General features: G+C 61.0%; 13 protein-coding genes and 1 riboswitch. Of the genes, 6 read left to right on the forward strand and 7 right to left on the reverse strand.

Annotated features, from left to right (window positions below; translation table 11 throughout):
- Nucleotides 1-14: 14 nt before the first annotated feature.
- Both BJ928_RS28580 and BJ928_RS28585 read right to left on the reverse strand, forming a co-directional pair.
- Complete coding sequence (locus BJ928_RS28580; RefSeq protein ID WP_047634382.1) at nucleotides 15-269, reverse strand: YMGG-like glycine zipper-containing protein; 255 nt, start codon at nucleotides 267-269, stop codon at nucleotides 15-17.
- 46 nt (nucleotides 270-315) lie between these two features.
- On the reverse strand, nucleotides 316-471 hold the full coding sequence (locus BJ928_RS28585; protein WP_082011952.1) for a DUF3309 family protein: 156 nt from the start codon (nucleotides 469-471) through the stop codon (nucleotides 316-318).
- A gap of 1,271 nt (nucleotides 472-1,742) precedes the next feature.
- Here BJ928_RS28585 and BJ928_RS28590 point away from each other — a divergent pair.
- From BJ928_RS28590 to BJ928_RS28610, 5 genes are all read left to right on the forward strand, one after another.
- Nucleotides 1,743-4,868, forward strand: a complete 3,126-nt coding sequence (locus BJ928_RS28590; RefSeq protein ID WP_047634381.1) for a helicase-related protein — start codon at nucleotides 1,743-1,745, stop codon at nucleotides 4,866-4,868.
- 3 nt (nucleotides 4,869-4,871) lie between these two features.
- Nucleotides 4,872-5,276, forward strand: coding sequence for an RNA-binding S4 domain-containing protein (locus BJ928_RS28595; protein WP_047634379.1), 405 nt, complete (start codon nucleotides 4,872-4,874; stop codon nucleotides 5,274-5,276).
- A gap of 206 nt (nucleotides 5,277-5,482) precedes the next feature.
- Complete coding sequence (fdxA, locus tag BJ928_RS28600; protein ID WP_047634378.1) at nucleotides 5,483-5,821, forward strand: ferredoxin FdxA; 339 nt, start codon at nucleotides 5,483-5,485, stop codon at nucleotides 5,819-5,821.
- A 399-nt stretch (nucleotides 5,822-6,220) separates the two neighbouring features.
- Nucleotides 6,221-6,793, forward strand: a complete 573-nt coding sequence (locus tag BJ928_RS28605; protein WP_047634377.1) for a CarD family transcriptional regulator — start codon at nucleotides 6,221-6,223, stop codon at nucleotides 6,791-6,793.
- 405 nt (nucleotides 6,794-7,198) lie between these two features.
- On the forward strand, nucleotides 7,199-8,062 hold the full coding sequence (locus BJ928_RS28610) for an RNA polymerase factor sigma-32 (protein ID WP_047634376.1): 864 nt from the start codon (nucleotides 7,199-7,201) through the stop codon (nucleotides 8,060-8,062).
- Between the two features lie 39 nt (nucleotides 8,063-8,101).
- Here the strand turns inward: BJ928_RS28610 and BJ928_RS28615 are convergent, their stop codons facing one another.
- The 5 genes from BJ928_RS28615 to BJ928_RS28635 form a co-directional block, all read right to left on the reverse strand.
- Nucleotides 8,102-9,502: a M48 family metalloprotease gene (locus BJ928_RS28615; RefSeq protein WP_245432594.1), complete on the reverse strand. Its 1,401-nt coding sequence runs from the start codon at nucleotides 9,500-9,502 to the stop codon at nucleotides 8,102-8,104.
- A gap of 402 nt (nucleotides 9,503-9,904) precedes the next feature.
- Nucleotides 9,905-10,633 carry an ATP-binding cassette domain-containing protein gene (locus BJ928_RS28620; protein WP_047634374.1) on the reverse strand — a complete coding sequence of 243 codons (729 nt, stop codon included), beginning with the start codon at nucleotides 10,631-10,633 and terminating at the stop codon, nucleotides 9,905-9,907.
- Entirely contained in the window at nucleotides 10,626-12,263 is a 1,638-nt protein-coding gene (thiP, locus tag BJ928_RS28625; protein WP_047634373.1) for a thiamine/thiamine pyrophosphate ABC transporter permease ThiP, read from the reverse strand. Before thiP ends, BJ928_RS28620 begins: the two co-directional genes overlap by 8 nt.
- A gap of 10 nt (nucleotides 12,264-12,273) precedes the next feature.
- Nucleotides 12,274-13,302 carry a thiamine ABC transporter substrate binding subunit gene (gene thiB, locus BJ928_RS28630; protein WP_047634372.1) on the reverse strand — a complete coding sequence of 343 codons (1,029 nt, stop codon included), beginning with the start codon at nucleotides 13,300-13,302 and terminating at the stop codon, nucleotides 12,274-12,276.
- A 50-nt stretch (nucleotides 13,303-13,352) separates the two neighbouring features.
- Nucleotides 13,353-13,469: riboswitch (TPP riboswitch) on the reverse strand.
- A 71-nt stretch (nucleotides 13,470-13,540) separates the two neighbouring features.
- On the reverse strand, nucleotides 13,541-15,076 hold the full coding sequence (locus tag BJ928_RS28635; RefSeq protein ID WP_047634371.1) for an MDR family MFS transporter: 1,536 nt from the start codon (nucleotides 15,074-15,076) through the stop codon (nucleotides 13,541-13,543).
- Nucleotides 15,077-15,243: 167 nt separating this feature from the next.
- Between BJ928_RS28635 and BJ928_RS28640 the strand changes: the two genes are divergently transcribed.
- The gene (locus tag BJ928_RS28640) at nucleotides 15,244-15,771 is read left to right on the forward strand and encodes a MarR family winged helix-turn-helix transcriptional regulator (protein ID WP_120296730.1); all 528 of its coding nucleotides are present in this window, start codon (nucleotides 15,244-15,246) and stop codon (nucleotides 15,769-15,771) included.
- The last annotated feature ends 50 nt before the right edge of the window (nucleotides 15,772-15,821 follow it).

The raw sequence follows: 15,821 nt of genomic DNA on the forward strand, positions 1-15,821 counted from the left end.
AGGCAATGCCTGTCTTAGCGGCAACGAGCTTCGTAACGGCGACCGTAGCGGTCGCGATAGATGCAATAGCCGCGACGATCTTCCGAGCGTCCGATGAGGTTGCCGACAAGGCCGCCGGCCACGGCGCCGACCGCGGCGCCACCCCAGCTGTGCGTGGCGACGCCGCCGATCAGCGCGCCCGTGCCGGCGCCGATGGCTGTACCCTTTTCCGTTGAGGTGCACGACGCCAGTGCCCCGACGAGGGCGATCGCGGCGATGATCTTCTTCATGATGTTAGCTCCCTGATGTTGCGAGGTATTAGCAATGATCTGCGGATCAGATCCGACCCATCAATAGCAGAATGAGGACAATGACGAGAACAAGCCCGAGACCACCCGATGGGCCATACCCCCATGAACGGCTGTAACCCCAACTGGGAAATGCGCCAATCAGCAGTAGAATCAGTATGACAAGTAATACCGTACCAAGCATGATATGTCTCCTCCATGTCCGTCGCTCGAATATTCCGCCACCATCGCTCAGTCCGATCCGGCGTAATGCTTCCAGCGGCTCCGGCTCACTCTGTTTCCAGTGAATGGGCGGAGTTCTTCAACTCTGCTCATAGAAACTAGCTCGCCTGATAATTGTTCCGGCTAAGAAATAAAAATGCGCGCACGCGATGGCTGCGATGGTCAGCGAAGGGTTAATTCGACCCGGATGCGGGGCGGTTGCGAGGGCACTGCCAGATTCGTTCGTATGGTTAAAATATAATTAAAATACAATGGGTTGCGGTGAACGAAACGAGAAAAGGGCGCTGTCTGTGATTCGTCGGCGATTCGTTCTGCATTTGGACTTCGGTTAACGGGAGGGTCGCTTGTGACCTATCGCCGGCATCGCGAGCGGACAAGCCCGGCCGGAGACGGACGGCGGAAATAGCGCCGCCGGGGGTCGATTGGTTAATTTGCGGCGAAGCTGCCGACAGGCTTGCTATCCCTGCCGACAGCTATCTCGCGATGTTGTCCCGGCGAAATACAACATGTAGCCGTGAACAAATACGATACCTGCCAGTATCCGCGATTCGTCACCGATTCGTTCCGGCTTTGATCGAAGTGTTAACATATGCATCTTTTGCGTGCATTCATCGATTCATTATAGCGTCGCTCGCTAAAAGGTTAACCGCAATCGCTGATTCGGGTCGAATCCGGGGCTCAACCATTCAGAGTCCAGTATGCCGTCGCTACGGAACCGCTAGATATTGTGAGGAACAAAAACGGAATCAGTTGGAAACTGCGATTCGTCGCCGATTCGTTCCGGCTTTGACCCATATGTTAAAGCCGCCGGCGGATTCGAGAAAAATATTAATTTTTACAAATTGTTAACCATAAAATCATGCGAAGTTTCGCTGGCTGTCTATTCTCCGCTTGACTCCTTTTCCCGTGGAAAAGCGCTGCAAGCGAGATTCAGTATTTGGTGGGAGTCTTTTCAGCAAAATCCATATGTAGTAGTGAACAAATAAGGAACAGCCCGGAGTCAGCGATTCGTCTCCGATTCGTTCTCAGGCTGTTCCTGAATCGCCGGGACTCGCATGGGATGTGGCGTAAATGTGACTTATGGTTGAGGCGTTCAAATATGAAATCGAATGTTGCCGCATCTGTTTTTTCATTCGGGTCTTGCCTTTGTCACATAGGGTCGTCATCTGTTCGTTTCCTCCAGGAGGAACATGCTGATCGGAAGACGGCGGTTTCTCGCCCATGCACGGACCTATGACTCAGACTTCGCAGCCCATGATCCTGAGCGGACGCGGCGTGACCGCGGTGCTCGGACCGACCAATACCGGCAAGACCCATTATGCCATCGAGCGCATGGTGGCCCACGGCAGTGGCGTAATCGGCCTGCCGCTGCGGCTGCTTGCGCGCGAGGTCTATACGCGCGTCGTCGAAAAGGTCGGGGTGCAGCATGTCGCGCTCGTTACCGGCGAGGAAAAGATATCGCCGCCGAATGCACGTTTTTCGGTCTGCACCGTCGAGGCGATGCCGCGCGACACGCGCGCCTCCTTTGTCGCGATCGACGAGGTGCAGCTTGCCGGTGATCTGGAGCGCGGGCATATTTTCACCGACCGCATTCTGCACCTGCGTGGGCGCGACGAAACGCTGTTGCTCGGCGCTGCCACGATGCGGCCCATCCTCGAGCAGCTTCTGCCTGGGATTACCGTGCTCGAGCGGCCTAGGCTCTCGCATCTTTTCTATGCCGGACAGAAGAAGATCACGCGTTTGCCGCAGCGCACCGCCATCGTCGCCTTTTCCGCCGACGAGGTCTATGCGATCGCGGAACTCATCCGCCGTCAGCGCGGTGGCGCGGCCGTCGTGCTGGGGGCGCTCAGCCCGCGCACCCGCAATGCGCAGGTGGCACTCTATCAGGCCGGCGATGTCGAATATCTGGTGGCGACAGATGCGATCGGCATGGGTCTCAACCTCGATGTCGATCATGTCGCCTTCGCCCAGGATCGCAAATTCGACGGTTATCAGTTCCGCAATCTCAATCCGGGCGAACTCGGCCAGGTCGCCGGTCGCGCCGGCCGCCACCTGAAGGATGGCACCTTTGGCGTGACGGGACAGGTGGACCCGTTCGACGATGAGCTGGTGCGCCGGATCGAGGGACACGAATTCGACACGGTCAAGGTGCTGCAGTGGCGCACCAAGGATCTGAATTTTGCATCGATCGCGGCGTTGCGCGCCAGTTTGGAAGACGCGCCTCGCGTGCAGGGCTTGACGCGGGCGCTGCCTGCGGTAGACCAGCAGGCGTTGGAATATCTGTCACGCGATCTGGAGATAGTCGATCTTGCCAGCAACCCGGCCAGGGTTGAGAAATTATGGGAGGCCTGCGCGCTTCCCGACTATCGGCGCATCACGCCTGCACAGCACGCCGATCTCATTGCCGCCCTCTTTTCCGATCTCGTGCGCTATGGCACGGTGAAAGAGGACTTCCTCGCCGAACAGGTGCATCGCGCCGATCGGACGGATGGCGAGATCGACACGCTTTCGGCGCGAATCGCGCAGATAAGGACTTGGACCTATGTGTCGAACCGGCCCGGCTGGCTTGCCGATCCGACACACTGGCAAGAAAAGACGCGGGAAATCGAAGATCGATTGTCCGACGCGTTACATGAGAGGTTGACGAAACGCTTTGTTGATCGCAGGACATCTGTGCTCATGAAGCGCCTGAGAGAGAATGCGATGCTGGAAGCTGAAATCAGTGTGAATGGAGATGTCTTCGTTGAAGGACATCATGTGGGACAGTTGACCGGATTCCGGTTCACGCCTATCGCAGGTACCGAGGGACCGGATGCCAAGGCTGTCCAGACGGCCTCGCAGAAGGCGCTATCGCTGGAGTTCGAGGCACGTGCCGCACGTCTGCATGCGGCCGGCAACGGCGATCTCGCCATCAGCGCCGATGGTCTCGTGCGCTGGCTTGGCGATCCCGTGGCGCGCCTGTCAGGCAGCGATCATGTCATGCGTCCGCGCGTCATCCTGCTCGCCGACGAGCAGCTGACGGGCAATGCGCGCGATCACGTCGCCGCTCGTATCGAGCGCTTCGTGAACCACCATATCAGCACGATCCTGAAGCCGCTGGACGATCTCCAGCGCGCCGAGGATCTGCAGGGCCTTGCCAAGGGGCTGGCCTTCCAGCTGGTGGAAAATCTCGGCGTTCTGTTCCGCCGCGACGTCACCGAAGAAGTGAAGTCGCTGGATCAGGATGGACGCGCTTCCATGCGTCGCTACGGCGTTCGCTTCGGAGCCTACCATATTTTCGTGCCCGCGCTTCTGAAGCCGGCTCCGGCCGAACTCATCACGCTGCTTTGGGCTCTGAAGAATGATGGCCTGGACAAGCCCGGCTATGGCGATCTGATCCCGGTTCTGGCAGCCGGCCGCACGTCTGTCGTGACCGATCCGGGCTATGAGCGCACCTTCTACAAGCTCGCAGGCTTCCGGTTCCTCGGCAAGCGCGCGGTGCGCATCGATATCCTCGAGCGCCTGGCGGATCTCATCCGTCCGCTGCTGCAGTGGAAGCCCGGCCAGACTTCGCGTCCTGACGGCGCTTATGACGGCCGCCGTTTCACGACGACGACCGCGATGCTCTCCATTCTCGGCGCAACGCTCGAGGACATGGAAGAGATCCTCAAGGGTCTCGGCTATCGCGCCGATTCGGTAAAGGCTGAGGAGGCGACGGCCTTCCTCGCTCAGCAGGATGCGGCAGCAGCCCCGGCGACGCCGGACGCCGTTGCCGAAAAGGCGGATCACGATGACGCCGATGCTGCGAGTGAGGAGCCGGCTAAGGAAACGGAAGCGGTGTTGCAGGAAGCAGCTCCGGCTGCCGATGCCCCGGCTGAACCGGTCGCGGTGGCAGCCGAGGTTGTCGAGGCTGGAGCCGTTGCCGCGGAGTCGGCCGAGCCGAAGCCGGTTCTGCTCTGGCGCCTCGGCGGTCGCAGCGACCATCAGCAGCGGCAAGGCGGCCGTGGTCATGGCGATCGCCGTGGCCAGCAGGGCGAAGGTCGCGGTCAGCACGGCAATCGCCGTGGCGGTGGCGAGCAGGCAGCCGGCGAAGGCAATCGCGAGGGCGGTCGCGACCGTCGCGACGGACGTGACAATCGCGAGGCACGCGGCGACAACAAGGGTCCACGCGGCAACCGCGAAGGCGGTCGTCCGCAGCATCAGGGCAACCGCGGCGACCGTCAGGAGCGTGGCGAACGCAACGACCGGAACGATCGCAACAATCGCGGTGCCTCGCAGCCGTTGCGCTTCGAAGCCAAGCCGCCGCGCAAGGAAAAGCCGATCGATCCGGATTCTCCCTTCGCAAAGCTGGCTGCCCTCAAGGAGCAGATGAAGAAATAAGCCATGACGGACGAGAAACAGCCATTTTCCGGTTCGCGCCAGCGCATCGACAAATGGCTGTTCTTTGCCCGCATGGTGAAATCCCGCTCGCTGGCGCAACTGTACGTGCAGAATGGCAGCGTGCGGATCAACGGCGAACGGGTCGTGCAGCCGAGCCATGGCGTCAAGACCGGCGACCGCATCGAGCTTTCGCTGGAGCGTCGGGATGTCATTCTGATCGTACGGGCACCCGGCGAGCGCAGGGGCCCTTTCGAGGAAGCCAAGCTGCTCTATGAAGACCTGACTCCACCGCCGGATGAGACAAAACGCCTCACCCCTTTCGAGCAGGCATTGCGGGCGCCGGGAAGCGGCAGGCCGACGAAACGGGATCGGCGCGCGATCGATCGCCTGACTTCCGACGAGGATTAGAAAACTCTGCCTGTCGCAGGCGGTTTTCAAGATTGTTTGTCCTTGAAATTGGCTGACAAAGTGGATACCTCACGATCAACCTGCCGGTAACCAGCCGGACGGCACGTCTGCGCGTGACGCATTCGTCTGCCCGTTCGGCACCGCGGAAGGGCGCGACGTTCCAGGTTGCGCATCTGCGGAAGCTAGAGACATTCCTGGAGTGCTTCATGACATATGTCGTGACCGACAATTGCGTTCGCTGCAAATACACCGACTGCGTGGAAGTCTGCCCGGTCGACTGCTTCTATGAGGGCGAAAACTTCCTCGTCATCCATCCCGACGAATGCATCGATTGCGGTGTCTGCGAACCGGAATGTCCTGCCGAGGCGATCAAGCCCGACACCGAGCCGGGTCTCGACAAGTGGCTGAAGGTCAATGCGGAATATGCCGCCATCTGGCCGAACATCACGGTCAAGCGCGACCCGATGCCGGAAGCCAAGGAAATGGACGGCGAACAGGGCAAGTTCGAGAAATATTTCTCGGCCAACCCCGGTGCTGGCGACTGATCGAAGGCCGTGACAGGCCGCCGATAAAGGTGTAGTCGATATCGCAGAAAGCGAATCATTGCCGTTGGGCCGCTGGTCGGTCAACGTGGCCATTTTGGCGCGCGCGCAGCAAATTATTGATTTCCTCAGATTTTTGTGATAGCTTCCTCACACTGATCCACTGCGGCATTTCGCGTGCCCAAAACCATCACGAAAGCAAATCACCAATCCGTACGCGGTTTCCTTGACATATCAACGTATTGTGTTGTCGGGTCCCGGATCGCGATGGATGGGTTTCTGTTTGTATAAGTCTGGCTGGACCAGGATGAAGTGACCCGACGGTATGCCCGTCTCATCCGGGCCTGACTGACCCGGCCCCCCGGCCCCAACGGGGCGCGTAACAGGGAGTTTTTGAAAAGAATGACGACCCAGCAGAAAAAACCTTCAGCAGCACGCCATGGCTTCAAGACTGGTGAAGCGATCGTCTATCCGGCCCACGGTGTCGGCACGATCACTGCGATCGAAGAGCAGGAAGTCGCAGGCATGAAGCTCGAGCTGTTCGTAATCGACTTCGAGAAAGACAAGATGCGCCTGAAGGTGCCGGTGGCCAAGGCGATGAGCATCGGCATGCGCAAGCTTTCCGAGACGGATTTCGTCGATCGTGCGTTGAAGGTCGTGCAGGGCAAGGCCCGCGTGAAGCGCACCATGTGGTCGCGTCGCGCGCAGGAATACGATGCCAAGATCAATTCCGGCGATCTCATCTCGATCGCAGAAGTCGTTCGCGACCTCTATCGCGCCGAGAATCAGCCGGAGCAGTCCTATTCCGAACGCCAGCTCTATGAAGCAGCGCTCGACCGCATGGCGCGCGAAATTGCCGCCGTCAACAAGATGTCGGAAACCGAAGCCGTCCGCCTCGTCGAGACCAATCTTAACAAGGGTCCGAAGCGCGGCAAGGCCATTGAAGAAGACGACTCGCAGGACGAAGCCGCATAAGGCCAAGGCGCCCATATTGCTTCAAAAAACCCGGCCTTCGCGCCGGGTTTTTTCTTTGGAACCTTTTCCGTTCTGCCGCGTTTAAACCTCGTGTTTGCGGTCGGTGTGGGTGCGCTCCCGTGGAGAGGGGTTCCGGAACGGCCGTTTTATAGACATTCACGAGGACCGGCCTATGCGTTTTCATCCGAAGCTCCCCGGCGATCTGCAGACGCTTCAATCGTCAGACCCGTTCGATGAGATCGAACTAGACTAGTCATCGATATCCGGCACGCCGGATATCGGTTTCCAATTTGCAATTTCATTCATTGATTTCCATCCGAACAGCGATGTTCGGAAACGATGCTTGCTGCCCTTTTCGTCGACCGCGGCATAGAGACGATTTGAGGCCGAACCCAGGAGATGCATATGACGAATATGTCTGCAGATCGGCGCATGATCAAAGTTGCGATGGCTGCTCCCTATCTCGATCGCGACGAAGAGCATAATCTCGCCATTCGCTGGAAGGACCACGATGATCGTGGTGCCCGCAATCAGATCGCAACCGCCCATATGCGCCTCGTCATTTCCATGGCGGGGAAGTTTCGCAATTTCGGACTGCCTATGAGCGATCTGGTGCAGGAAGGCTATGTCGGCCTGCTGGAAGCGGCTGCCCGCTTCGAGCCGGAGCGCGAGGTTCGCTTCTCGACCTATGCAAGCTGGTGGATACGCGCTTCGATCCAGGACTATATTCTGCGCAACTGGTCGATCGTGCGTGGCGGGACAAGTTCGGCGCAAAAGGCGCTGTTCTTCAATCTGCGCCGTCTGCGTGCCAAGCTCGCCCGCAGCAATTCCAGCGTCACCGTGCAGTCCATCCATGAGGAAATCGCCGTCACGCTTGGCGTCAGCCTTGCGGACGTGCAGACGATGGATGCGCGCCTCTCCAGCAGCGACGCCTCGCTGCAGGCGCCGTCGATTGCGGGTGATTCCGAAAGTGCCGAGCGTATCGATTTTCTCATCAGCGATGAGCCGCTTCCCGACGAGCAGGTTTCGGACATGATCGACGGCGAGCGCCGCCGCATCTGGCTGGCCTCGGCACTCAAGCACCTCAACGAGCGCGAAATGAAGATCATCCAGGCACGTCGCCTTGTCGAAGACGGGGCGACGCTCGAAGAGCTCGGCGCCGATCTCGGCATTTCCAAGGAGCGCGTCCGCCAGATCGAAAGCCGTGCCATGGACAAGCTGCGCAACGCGCTCGTCGATGCAGATCCCCGCATGGCAAGCTACGCCTGAGGGTATTCTTTTTCCGGCTTCGGGAAGAAGAGCCGATCGCTATTCGGAGATAATCTTGACCTTGTCGCCCGGTGCAATCGTCGCGCCGGTCGGCAGGGCATTGATCAGTTTGAACAGATCGAGCTTGCGGTCGGTGCCCATCATGCGGGCGGCGAGCGTCGTGATGGTGTCGCCCGGTCTGACCGTGACGACGCGGACCCTGAGCGGCTTCAGCGAGGCCGCCTCTTCCGGTGTCATATGCCGGAAGCTCGAGCGCAGCACATCGGCTGTCTGGTTGAGCTGAGCGATGTTCCCCTTCGGCACCGCCGTCAGGAAGCGGAAGATCTGCGTGCGGTCGCGGATCACGGTCACGTCGAAATCCCAGCGATCGGCAGAGGCGCGTGCGGTCGCGGCCGGCATGCCGTTGACGGTGATCGACTTGATCGAGGAGGGATCGAGGCCCGTCACCCAGCCGCTGGAAATATAGTTCGTCAGATTCTGGTTCTGCGTGTCGGCGACGCCGTCGAAGCGGATGGCGATGTCGCCAGGGCCGGTCGCCATCACGGCTTCAGCCTTGTTGTCGATGCGGAAATCGGTCGGCACGTCGAAGCGGATGCCAAGGCCGCCATGCAGGAAGGTCTGGCCGCGCACATAGCCTTCCTCGGGGCTGTCGCCATAGAGCAGGCCGTCGATGCCGTTCAGATAATAGTCGCGGCCGGTGTCGCCAACCTTGCCTTCCTCGCCGAATTCGCGCGCATGCGCCTTGGCAAGATCAATACGCTGTGGCGTGCTCGGATGGCTCGAAAGGAAGTCCAGGCTCTGGTCGACGTCGGAATTGGCCGACATGAAGCGGCTGTAGTCTTCCATGGCGTTCAGGAAGCGAGCGGCGGCGTAAGGGTCGTAGCCGGCTTGGCCGAGCGTGCGGATGCCGATCTCGTCGGCCTGTAGTTCCTGCTGGCGCGAGAAGGCGGCAAGGCGCAGCTTGCCGCGGGCAAGCGCCTGCTTGCCAGCGATATCGCTCGACAACACTTCGGCGACGACGCGGCTGGCGATGACTTCGGCTTCCTCGCGCTTCTGACGCTCGATGCCGTGATTGGCCGTGACGTGCGCCATCTCGTGCGCCAGCACGGCGGCAACTTCCGAGGCGTCGTTGGCAAGGGCGAGAAGGCCGCGTGTGACGTAGAGATAGCCGCCGGGCAGCGCAAAGGCATTGATCGAGGGCGAGTTGAGAATGGTGATCCGGTAGGATTGCTGCGGGTTCTCCGAGACGCTTGTCAGTGCGCCGGCGATGCGGGCGACCAGCCGCTCGGTCTTTGCGTCTTTGTATTCGCCGCCGTAGCTTGCAAGGATGCGCGGATGCTCGCGTGCGCCCATCTGTGCGCGCGGATCGTTCTTCTGAACCTCGGAGACAATTTGCGGATTGGCTGATGGAGAGACGCTCGGCTGATAGGATTGGTCCATCACCGTTTGACAGCTGTCCAATATCACCGCGGCGACTAGAAGGGGGACCAGGCGGCGCAAGTGAACTGCGACGGTCGCACCGATCCTTCGTTCTGCTCGCTTGCTCTGCTTCAGGACCTGTATCCTACTCATTTCGCTGCCATGCCGGCTCGGCGCCCAATCCGGTTGATCGTTACCGGGGCGATCATCGTCGCGTGCCGATAGCGGTTGCTTCCAACCCCTTCGATCCGCATTTACCCGGACGGTCTCCAATCCTTGCTGTAGCCGATTTTGGGACCGGTTGCATAGCGAGACTCCGTTTAAATGTGGCAGCGTTGTATTTTAGCAAGCATTTGCCAGGACTTTCAGCTGCTCGGCTAGACGAAATTAAGGCAAAGCCGGCGACAAGGTGCTGTGGCGCAATCAATGTTGCAAAAATGTGGTCAATGCCGGAATGCCGCCCGTCTCCAGGAAGGTTCCTATGGGAGCGGCGAGCTTGATCGTGCCGTCATCGATGAAAACGGCATGGTCGGCAAGGCGCCGCACCTCGGCCGGATCGTGCGAGACGATGAGCACCGTATTGCGGGTTTCGCGATGCAGCGTCTTCAAGAGTTCGGCCATGCCGGAGCGCAGGCCAGGATCGAGCGCGGCAAAGGGCTCGTCCAGAAGCAGGATCGGCTTGTCGCGCACCAGCGCCCGGGCGAAGGCGGCGCGCTGCCGCTCGCCGCCGGAGAGCGTTCCCGGCTTGCGTTTCTCGAAACCGGGCAGGCCGACGCGGGCCAAGGCCTCGGAGATCCGCTGCCGGTCCTGCGTCGCGAGCTTCAAGGACGGGCTGATGCCAAGGCCGACATTGGTGAAGAGATCGAGATGGGCAAAAAGGTTGTTGTCCTGGAAGACGAGGGATACCGGCCGTTCGGCGGGGTGCAGGCCGGTGACATCCTGTCCGGCCAGCAGCACGCGGCCGCGATCGGGCTGTTCGAAGCCGGCTAGCAAATTGAGGAAGGTCGATTTGCCAGATCCCGACGGCCCGGCGACGGCGATGATCCTGCCCTGCGGCAAGGTGCAGTCGAAGCGGAAGTCATGCCTGCCGAGGCGCAGCTCGACACCGGCCATGGCGATGCCCTGTTTCATCATGTAGTCGCCGTCAGTCATTTCGTCTGCTTTCGTGATCGCGCGCGCCCTGGCCGGCCGTGCCGGCAATGGTCAGGAGAAGGCACAGCAGGCCGAGGATCAACGCATATCCGTCGGCGTCGTTCGTGCGGTAGCTGCCGAGCTTGCTGTAGATCAGCCAGGGCAGGGTCATCAGACTGTCGGAACCGAAGAGCGCCACGGCGCCGAGATCGCCGAGCGACAGAGCCATGGCAAAGGAGAGTGCGGTGAAGAGCGGTTTGCGCAGGCCCGGCCAGTCGATCAGGCGAAGACGGGAGACGCCGTGAAGCCCGAGGCTTGCCGCCAGCCGCTCCGTGCGGCTGACATGGACCGAATAGGCCGGTTCGATGACGCGAATGACGAAGGGCAGCGCCATCAGCGCATTGATGACGACGATCAGGATGGCGGCAAAGTGGCTGGGATCGCCCAATGGCCGGAGCGCCAGAAACCAGCCGGTCGCCAGGACGATCGGCGGCACCAGCAGGATGAGCGAGGAACTTCCGCCCAATGCGATCGTCAGCGCGCGCAAACCGAGGGCTTTGCGGCGATCCGCCGATATCACCGCTCGGGCACGAATGATCGTAAAGGATATCAGCACGGCCAGAAGCCCTGCGGCGAATGCGATTGCCAGGCTCGTAACGGCCGCTTGCAGGAAGATCGGCTGGACGGCGAGTTTCGGAAGATCTGACTCAAGGCCGGTTACGACGACCGAAGCGAGCGGCAGGCCGAGAAAGAGGGCGGCCAGCGACAGCAAAGCGGCGTCGGTCCATCGCGCGGCCGTCCTTTGCCCATCGATGCGCCGCAGGGCGCGGCCGCTGGTCAGCCCGTGATCGTCGGGCGCGCGAAACAGCGTCATGGCGCCGAGGACAAGGAGGGTGACGACGATCTGCAGGAGCGACAGCATCACGGCACGGCCAGGATCGAAATCGAAGCGGAGCGCCTGATAGATCGCCACCTCCAGCGTCGTCGCAGCCGGGCCGCCGCCGAGGATCAGCACCAGCGTGAAACTGGTAGCGCAGAGCATGAAGATCAGGCCGGCAATGCCGGGGATGAGGCCGCGCAGGATAGGCCATTCGATGAAGCGGAACACCGATATCGGGCGCATACCAAGGCCGCCGGCAACGAGCCAATATTCCGCCGGCACGCGCTCCAGCCCGGCCAGCATCAGTCGGCAGGCGAGCGGCATGTTGAAGAAGACGTGTGCCAGAAGGATGCCGGCTAGCCCGTAGATGCTGACGGGCTGCGACAGGCCGAGGGCGGCAAGTGCCTGATTGAGCAGCCCTTGCCGGCCCCATATGCCGAGCAGGCCAAGAGCGCCGATCAGCACGGGCAGGCCCATCGGGACGGCCATCAGCCGGATCAGCCATAGCCGGCCGGGAAAGCGCGGCTGGCGCGCGAGAGCGCGGGCAACCGGTATGGCGAGCATGACGGAGAGCAGCGTCGAGAGCACCGCCTGCAGCAGCGTGAAGCGCAGGACGCGCAGCAGGTACGGGTCCGTCAGCGGGTTGTCGCCGCCGGATTCGATACCGGCGGCAAGCAGGATCACGACGGCGATCCCGACGAAGAGCATGATGCCGGCGAGGCTGAGCGCTCCGCCGGAAATGGCGCGTCGTCTTTCGGGCATCGTGAGCATGGTCAGGATGTCAATTGCCGCTGGTGGCGGTCAGCCATTCGTCGATCCAGGCCTTGCGGTTCTTGTCGACGTCGGCGGGGCTCATCAGGAAGGTCTTCGACGGCACCACGAGCTTGCTGAAGGCATCCGGCAGCGGCTCCGACGTGGCCGAGACCGGCATCATCCAGTTGCTTGTCGGGATGATGTCCTGGAAGCCGGGGGAGATCATGAACTTCAGGAAGTCGCGGGCAAGCTCCTTGTTCGGGGAGGATTTGGTGAGGCCGGCGACCTCGATCTGGATATAGTGCCCTTCCGAGAAGGCGGCCGCCTGATAGCGATCGGTCTTGTCCTCGATCATGTGATAGGCCGGTGAGGTCGTGTAGGAAAGCACCATCGGCGCTTCGCCCTTGGTGAAGAGGTCATAGGCTTCCGACCAGCCGGGTGTTACCGTCAGGATGCGGCCCTTGAGCTTTGTCCAGGCGTCGGCCGCCTTGTCGCCATAGATCGACTTGACCCAGAGCAGCAGGCCGAGGCCCGGTGTCGAGGTGCGTGGGTCCTCGATGACGATCTTTTGCGAGGGGTCGCCCTCGACGAGATCCTTCATGCTCTTCGGCGGGTTCTTGATCGTCTGGCTGTCGTAGATCACGGCGAAATGGCCGTAGTCGTAAGGCACGAAGACATCGTCCTTGAAATCGCCGGGAACCTTGAGGGCCGATGTGTCGACGCCGCTCACATCGAACAGGCCGGTATCCTTGGCTTCGTCGACGAGATTGGTGTCGAGGCCAAGAACGACGTCGGCCTTGGTGCCGGCACCTTCGAGCTTCAGGCGGGAGAGAAGCGCCACGCCATCGGTGACGGCGACGTAATTGACCGTGCAGCCGCAGGTCTTTTCGAAGGCGGCCTTGACCTTGGCGCCCGGACCCCAATCGGCGGTGAAGCTTTCATAGGTGTAGATGGTGAGTGTCTTGTCGGCCGCCGCGGCAGGCTGTGCGGCGAGAAAGCTCGTTCCGGCGGCAAGAGCCAGGCCGGCGAAGAATGACAATAGCGAACGGTCGGGCATGGCAGCGCCTCCTCTTTGGTTTCGTCTTGAAGGGGAAAAGGGCGCTATGATTTCGTCACGCGTCTAATCCCTCCGCCGGTGTTAGCCGGATCAGGTTCCGCGGGTTGGCCGGTGAAAGCCTCTCAGCCAGATATCCGATAGGACATAAGGCACCCCGTTAGAGCGACGGCAGATTTAGCCTTGTGACGGAGGGATGACAAGGGAAATGATTCCCTTGTCGATTGCAGGATGGAGGACGTTACTCGGCGGCGTGGGCAGCGGCGACGCTGTCCAGTTTCTTCGCGGCACTCGGCAACTGCACGTTCTTCAGCGTCAGCGCAGCCAGAAGGCCAAGCAGACAGAAGCTGGCGGCCGTCATGAACAGCGGGCTGAAGGCGCTCGCATAGGCGTTGGCGACGGCTTCGCGGGTTGCTTCCGGCAAGGTCGCCATCATTTTCGGCGTCAGCTGCTCTATATCCGCGACACCGGGAATAGAGAGGCCGATATTGCCGAGCTTGGCGGCGATGATGGCGCCATAGATGGAGATGGCGATAGAAGCGCCGCCCATGCGTGACAGCGTGACGGCACCTGTCGCGGCTCCGACGTCACGGGCTGCGGCCGCATTCTGCACGCCGATGACGGGCACCTGCTGCGCAAGACCGATGCCAATACCATGCAGCAGCATGAGAACGCCGATGACAGCGATGGGCGTGCCGGCATGGACGAAGGCGAGCGATGCAAAGGCGATGGTGCTGCAGGCGGCGCTGGCGATGGCGAAGGGCTTGTAGCGTCCTCTGGCGGCAATCAACCGGCCGGCGGAGAGCGAGCCGCAGACGAGGCCGCCGGTCAACAGAATGAACAGCAGCCCGGTCATCGAGGGCGAAAGACCCGTTGTCGTCTGCAAGAACAGCGCGAAGTAGTTGACCATGCCGATGGCGACGGCGCCACTGGTGATCGAGATGATCAGCAGCAGGCCGAAAGTCGGATTGCGGAACAGCGTCATTGGCACGATGGGTTCGGGGGCGCGGCGCTCGATAAAGACCCAGGCGATGGCGCAGACGACGCCAAAGGCGATGATCCCAAGGCATTGTGGTGACAACAGCGAGCCGAACAATTCGCTGCCGTCGGCGGCAAGCACGATGCTCGTCGTCGTCAGCGCAAGGACTATGGCTCCGGCATAATCGATCTTCGGCCGCCGGGCCGGCTTGCGATAGGGAAGCATGAAGGCGAGGCCGGCGAGCACGACAAAGCCGATCGGCACGTTGACGAGGAAGATCGAGCGCCAGCCGAAAAGATCGCTCATCGTGCCGCCGAGAACCGGGCCGATGGCGCCCGACGCCATCAGCACGAGGCTCGAATAGCTCTGGTAGCGCGCGCGCTCGCGCGGCTCGAAAAGGTCGGCGTTGACGGCGAAGATCGAGACCATGATGCCGCCACCGCCGAGGCCCTGGAGCACGCGGGCGGCAATCAGCGTGTTCATCGACACGGCAAGGCCGCACACGGCGGAGCCGATCGTGAAGATCGCGATCGCCGTCATCATCACATATTTGCGGCCAAAGAGATCGCCGAGCTTGCCGTAGACGGGCATGACGGCGGAGAGGGAAAGAAGATAGGCCGATCCGATCCAGCCGAAACGTTCCAGATGGCCGAATTCGCCGACGATCGTCGGAAGTGCAGTCGATACGATCTGGTTGTCGAGGGTTGCCATGAACATGGCCGTCATCAGAAACAGGAAAAGTATAAGCCGCCGCTTATGATCCGCCACAAGCGGCGGTAACGTTGTCTGCATGTCCATGGAGCTAGAAATCCGAGCTTGGCCGAAGCGCTGCGCGATCGATCGAATGCGCGGGGCGCCCCGGTTTTCATACTTGAGATATATGTGCCATTAGCATATAATTGTCAACGACAGGTGAATGCTGTTTGCATGTTTTCTTTGTTTTCTGCCTCTGATATGGTGGAATGATGACATCAGCGACGAATACACGTGAAGTTGAAGCTTCGCCTCCGATTGAAGACGAGAATCTGCTGCGCATCGGCCAGGCAATGGCGCGCATGCGCCTGCTGACGGGCCGCCGCATGATCGGCAGGCTTGCCATCCAGAGCGTCGCGCCGGGGCTCGAGCTTTCGCATCTCGACGTGCTCGATGTGGTCAGGCGGGCGGAGGCGGCGAGCGAAGTCACCGTTGGAACGATCGCCGAGATGCTGCGCATCGATCCGTCGCGGGCAAGCCGCATCGTTGCCGACATGGTGGCTCGCGGCGTTCTGCGCCGCAAGGCTTCGCAGGCGGATGCCCGCCGCATCGTCGTCGTGCTGACCGCGCTTGGCCAGCGATTGCTCTCCGAGATCCAGGCGCAGAAATATGCGGTCATCGGCAGCATCTTTGCCGACTGGACGCAGGAGGAGATTGCGGACTTCTCCGTGCTGTTCGACCGCTATGTCACCGGCTACGAGCAGGTTTTCCAGGCGCGGCTGAAGGAAACGGACGACTGAGCGGTCCGCAGGGCCGTTCTTGCGCATGGCGCTCTTCCCTAGGGATATGA

This window comes from Rhizobium sp. WW_1 (genome assembly GCF_003610155.1).
GTDB classification, from domain to species: Bacteria; Pseudomonadota; Alphaproteobacteria; order Rhizobiales; family Rhizobiaceae; genus Rhizobium; species Rhizobium tropici_A.

What these genes read in the sequence shown, in the direction of transcription:
- BJ928_RS28615 (WP_245432594.1), bottom strand. Translation starts at nt 9,502, where the DNA reads ATGGACCAATCCTATCAGCCGAGCGTCTCTCCATCAGCCAATCCGCAA.
- fdxA (WP_047634378.1), top strand. Translation starts at nt 5,483, where the DNA reads ATGACATATGTCGTGACCGACAATTGCGTTCGCTGCAAATACACCGAC.
- BJ928_RS28580 (WP_047634382.1), bottom strand. Translation starts at nt 269, where the DNA reads ATGAAGAAGATCATCGCCGCGATCGCCCTCGTCGGGGCACTGGCGTCG.
- BJ928_RS28585 (WP_082011952.1), bottom strand. Translation starts at nt 471, where the DNA reads ATGCTTGGTACGGTATTACTTGTCATACTGATTCTACTGCTGATTGGC.
- BJ928_RS28635 (WP_047634371.1), bottom strand. Translation starts at nt 15,076, where the DNA reads ATGGACATGCAGACAACGTTACCGCCGCTTGTGGCGGATCATAAGCGG.
- thiP (WP_047634373.1), bottom strand. Translation starts at nt 12,263, where the DNA reads ATGCTCACGATGCCCGAAAGACGACGCGCCATTTCCGGCGGAGCGCTC.
- BJ928_RS28595 (WP_047634379.1), top strand. Translation starts at nt 4,872, where the DNA reads ATGACGGACGAGAAACAGCCATTTTCCGGTTCGCGCCAGCGCATCGAC.
- thiB (WP_047634372.1), bottom strand. Translation starts at nt 13,302, where the DNA reads ATGCCCGACCGTTCGCTATTGTCATTCTTCGCCGGCCTGGCTCTTGCC.
- BJ928_RS28610 (WP_047634376.1), top strand. Translation starts at nt 7,199, where the DNA reads ATGACGAATATGTCTGCAGATCGGCGCATGATCAAAGTTGCGATGGCT.
- BJ928_RS28640 (WP_120296730.1), top strand. Translation starts at nt 15,244, where the DNA reads ATGACATCAGCGACGAATACACGTGAAGTTGAAGCTTCGCCTCCGATT.
- BJ928_RS28590 (WP_047634381.1), top strand. Translation starts at nt 1,743, where the DNA reads ATGACTCAGACTTCGCAGCCCATGATCCTGAGCGGACGCGGCGTGACC.
- BJ928_RS28605 (WP_047634377.1), top strand. Translation starts at nt 6,221, where the DNA reads ATGACGACCCAGCAGAAAAAACCTTCAGCAGCACGCCATGGCTTCAAG.
- BJ928_RS28620 (WP_047634374.1), bottom strand. Translation starts at nt 10,633, where the DNA reads ATGACTGACGGCGACTACATGATGAAACAGGGCATCGCCATGGCCGGT.